Source organism: Arthrobacter sp. GMC3 (genome assembly GCF_002929305.1).
Taxonomy (GTDB): Bacteria; Actinomycetota; Actinomycetes; order Actinomycetales; family Micrococcaceae; genus Specibacter.
Genome location: NZ_PJIO01000035.1, coordinates 1 through 4,155 on the forward strand (window position 1 = coordinate 1; position 4,155 = coordinate 4,155).

A 4,155-nucleotide genomic window follows, 5' to 3' on the forward strand; every position below is an offset into this window, starting at 1 on the left:
CCAAAGAACCGCTGGATCGCGAAGGTAAAGTCAGCCGCATTGTTGAATTTATCGAAAAACCGGATCAGCCGCAGACGTTGGACTCAGACATCATGGCCGTTGGTCGCTATGTGCTTTCTGCAGATATTTGGCCGGAACTTGAACGCACTCAGCCAGGTGCATGGGGACGTATCCAACTGACAGATGCCATTGCCGAACTGGCGAAAAAACAGTCTGTTGATGCAATGCTGATGACTGGTGACAGCTACGACTGCGGTAAAAAAATGGGCTATATGCAGGCGTTCGTGAAGTATGGGCTGCGCAACCTGAAAGAAGGGGCGAAGTTCCGTAAAGGGATTGAGAAGCTGTTAAGCGAATAATGAAAATCTGACCGGATGTAACGGTTGATAAGAAAATTATAACGGCAGTGAAGATTCGTGGCGAAAGTAATTTGCTGCGAATATTCCTGCCGTTGTTTTATATAAACAATCAGAATAACAACGAGTTAGCAATAGGATTTTAGTCAAAGTTTTCCAGGATTTTCCTTGTTTCCAGAGCGGATTGGTAAGACAATTAGCGTTTGAATTTTTCGGGTTTAGCGCGAGTGGGTAACACTCGTCACATCGTAGACATGCATGCAGTGCTCTGGTAGCTGTAAAGCCAGGGGCGGTAGCGTGTGTTAATATAGTCAATTATTTATCAAAATGTAAATAAATATCTCTCAACATTGTTCGTACTACACTATGTTAATTTTGTCAGATAAGTATATATTTACATTATATTAATTTTTATTTTTAAGTAACAGTATAATTAAATTTTGGTGTGAAGTTTTTTAATTGGCATAGCGCTATTTATATTTCTTCTAATCCAGTCTGTAATTAATGTTTTAAGGAATTTATCGTATGTGTGGTTTTTTTATCACTAATAATCCGAGTATTAATTCGTCACATTTGAAATTAGTTGAAGATTCATTAGCATTTCGAGGTCCTGATTTCAGTTCTGGATTTATTAATACAAATGGATGGATTGTTTATCATTCAAGGCTTTCGATCATCGATTTAACAGAAGATGCAAATCAGCCAATATTCGATTCTAAAGGTGGTGTCTTAGTATTTAATGGGGAGATTTTAAATTTTAAAGAATTGGGTATAAAATATTTTAATAAAGACTTCGAAAGTGATTCGAAGCTATTGAGCGCTTTACTGGAAAGGAAACTTATCGATTTGAATGAATTTGATGGTTTTTTTTCGTTTGTTTATGTAAATCACAACGGCAAACTTGAATATGCTGTCCGCGACAAATTTGGTGTTAAACCTTTATTCTATCATAAAAGCGAGGAAGGATATTTATCATTTAGCTCCGAACCAAGTTTGTTAAATCGATTATATAATTGTGGTTTAAATAAAGATGCGATCGACGAGTATTACTCAATTAGATACCCTATTTTTTCAGGAAGTTATTTTAATGATGTCTTTTGTATTAATCCCGGTGAATGTTATATAAATGGTGAATACTTTAATATTCTAAATTATTTTTCAGGTAAATATGTTGAGACTAATATCAATGAAATAGAATTAAGTATAAAAAAAGGAATTAAAACTCGGAAAGTTTCAGATGCACCTGTTGGCTTGCTTTTAAGTAAAGGCATAGATAGTAATCTTTTAAATACTCTTTCAGAGTTTAATTTTAAGTATAGTATTGGCTTTAAAGGCGATGCAGATTTAGAATACTTAAAGCAGCAAAATATAAAAAATCTAAAAATTGTCGAATGTAATAATCAATTATACAAGGATGCATTTGATTATTTGATTAAATTACGTGGTGAACCTATGTCAGTTCCTAACGAAGTTTTATTATATTTAATAGCAAAAGAAGCAGCTTCGGATGGAGTAAAAGTATTGTTATCAGGAGAAGGGGCTGATGAATTTTTTGGGGGCTATGATCGTATTTTTACTTGGGCTTTATATGCGCAAGAGTTTGTATTAGAAGATTTTATTGAACATTACTGTTATGAGCTGCCAGCGGAAAATACTAAATTAGTGTATAAATTTAAATCAATATTTGAACAAGTATCTCATCTAACACCTTTCGAAAAAGTTCGTTGGTTCTTTATCCGATACCACATGCCAATATTGTTTAGACGCCTTGATTTTTCACTAATGGCTGCAGGTATAGAAGGGCGCGAACCATTAGCCAATATTCATACATTTATGCAGGCGATCAAAGTATCACCATCACAGTTAATGACAGACGGATTGGGTAAAATACCGTTACGCAATATTATTGCTAAGTATATGGGAAAAGACTTTGCTTTCTCAAGTAAAGTTGGCTTCCCTGTTGATTTACGGAAAGTTTTCGATTATACGGGCAATGAAACTTCTTATGAAATATGGTTTAAAGAAAATTTAAAAGGGGTTGGAATATGATTATTGGTTATACAACAGGGGTATTTGATCTTTTTCATATTGGTCATGTAAATTTGCTAAAAAATGCAAAGTCTTTATGTGATAAATTAATTGTCGGGGTGACTATAGACGAATTGGTACTATATAAGGGTAAAAGATCTGTAATCCCTTTTCATGAAAGAATACAAGTTGTCCAAGCATGTAAATATGTTGATGTGGCTTTACCGCAAAGTGATATGGACAAACTAACAGCTGTAAAAAAATATCATGCAAATATATTATTTGTTGGTGATGATTGGTATAACACTGAAAAATGGTGCGTTTACGAAAAAGAATTGGCAGAAATTGGATGTAAAATAATCTATTTCCCTTATACTCAGGGCACTTCAAGTACATTAATTAATGATACATTAAAAAAATTAAGAAATAATCAATAAGGATAAGGAGCATTTATTGCTCCTTAATACATTAAGTTATTAAATTTGCAAGTGCCATTATGTTTAAACACAGTGTATTTATAAATGCAACTGCATTGTTTTTTATGCAGCTTCTCGGTTATATATCGCCACTTTTAGTTTATCCCTATTTAACCAGGGTGCTCGGGATATCTGGATTTGGACAGTATGCTATGGCCATATCAATTACTGCCTTATCTTTCATAATTACCGATTTTGGATTTGCCCTTTCAGGTGCTAATTGGCTGGCCAAAAACAGAAATAAAACTAAAGAAGTAAAACACTATCTCTCAAATGTATGTTTATTAAAATTTATATTCTTCGCTCTTTGTTCTGTTGTATCAAGCTTGGTTATAATTACTTCACAACAACTTTCATACTTGTTACATTCAATACCTGCAATTATTTTTTTATTGTTTTCGCAAACATTCCAAATGAATTGGCTATTCCAAGGATTAGAGAAAATGTCTTTGGCTATATATCCTTTTGTTATATCGAGGATTATCTTTATATTGACGGTGTTTATATTTGTTAAATATAAAGCAGATGTCAATATTGCTATTTTTTTATTAGGTTTTTCAAATTTGCTGTCAGTTATAATTAGTGCTTGTCTGTTAGCGCGAGAGGGTTTGAGTTTCTGCAAGCCGAGTTTTAGGGATTCATTCAATATTTTAAAGAATAATATTTCTTTCTTTCTTTCAAGAGCATCTGTTAGTATTTATACAAGTGCAAGTGCATTTATTTTAGGTTATACTACAAATGTTCATGCTGTAGCATATTATTCTGCAGCAGAAAAATTATATACAGCTGGTCAATCATTAACTGGAACTGTAAGCCAGGCGTTGTACCCATATCTATCGCGTACAGGAAATAAAAATATATTCAATATAGCCTTGATAATTGTTATGCTTCCTTTGACAATAGGAATAGGAATTGCTTTTATTTTCTCATCAGAATTAATTAATTTGATTTATGGTACAGCCTATTCTGAATCAATCCCTATCTTAAAGATTTTTTTGATTTGTTTAATCATTAATTTCATCGGCGTATCATATGGTTATCCAGCTTTTGCAATTATAAATAGAATAGATGTTGCAAACAAGACAGTATATATGGGGGGGCTATTTCAAATAAGTTCATTATTATATCTCTATGTAAATGATATAATCTCTGCAAACAGTGTTGCTATAAGTGTTCTCATGACTGAAACGTTCGTGATGTGTTTGAGAATTTTATTCTATTATATCTTTTCAAAGAATGCACATGATTAAAAAATTAAAGCTTAAGATTTATGCACTTTCTTCATATTTGCTAGG

3 protein-coding genes and 1 pseudogene are annotated in these 4,155 nt (G+C 32.8%); all 4 read left to right on the forward strand.

The window, feature by feature from the left end:
- Nucleotides 1-359, forward strand: a pseudogene (gene galF, locus CXQ94_RS23520) (UTP--glucose-1-phosphate uridylyltransferase GalF); the annotation flags it as partial.
- A gap of 522 nt (nt 360-881) precedes the next feature.
- Nucleotides 882-2,405 carry an asparagine synthetase B gene (locus tag CXQ94_RS23525; protein ID WP_053880133.1) on the forward strand — a complete coding sequence of 508 codons (1,524 nt, stop codon included), beginning with the start codon at nt 882-884 and terminating at the stop codon, nt 2,403-2,405.
- A complete protein-coding gene (locus tag CXQ94_RS23530) occupies nt 2,402-2,821 on the forward strand; it encodes an adenylyltransferase/cytidyltransferase family protein (RefSeq protein WP_053880134.1) in 420 nt (139 codons plus the stop codon). Before CXQ94_RS23525 ends, CXQ94_RS23530 begins: the two co-directional genes overlap by 4 nt.
- Before the next feature lie 59 nt (nt 2,822-2,880).
- Entirely contained in the window at nt 2,881-4,110 is a 1,230-nt protein-coding gene (wzx, locus tag CXQ94_RS23535) for an O82 family O-antigen flippase (protein ID WP_072166566.1), read from the forward strand.
- The last annotated feature ends 45 nt before the right edge of the window (nt 4,111-4,155 follow it).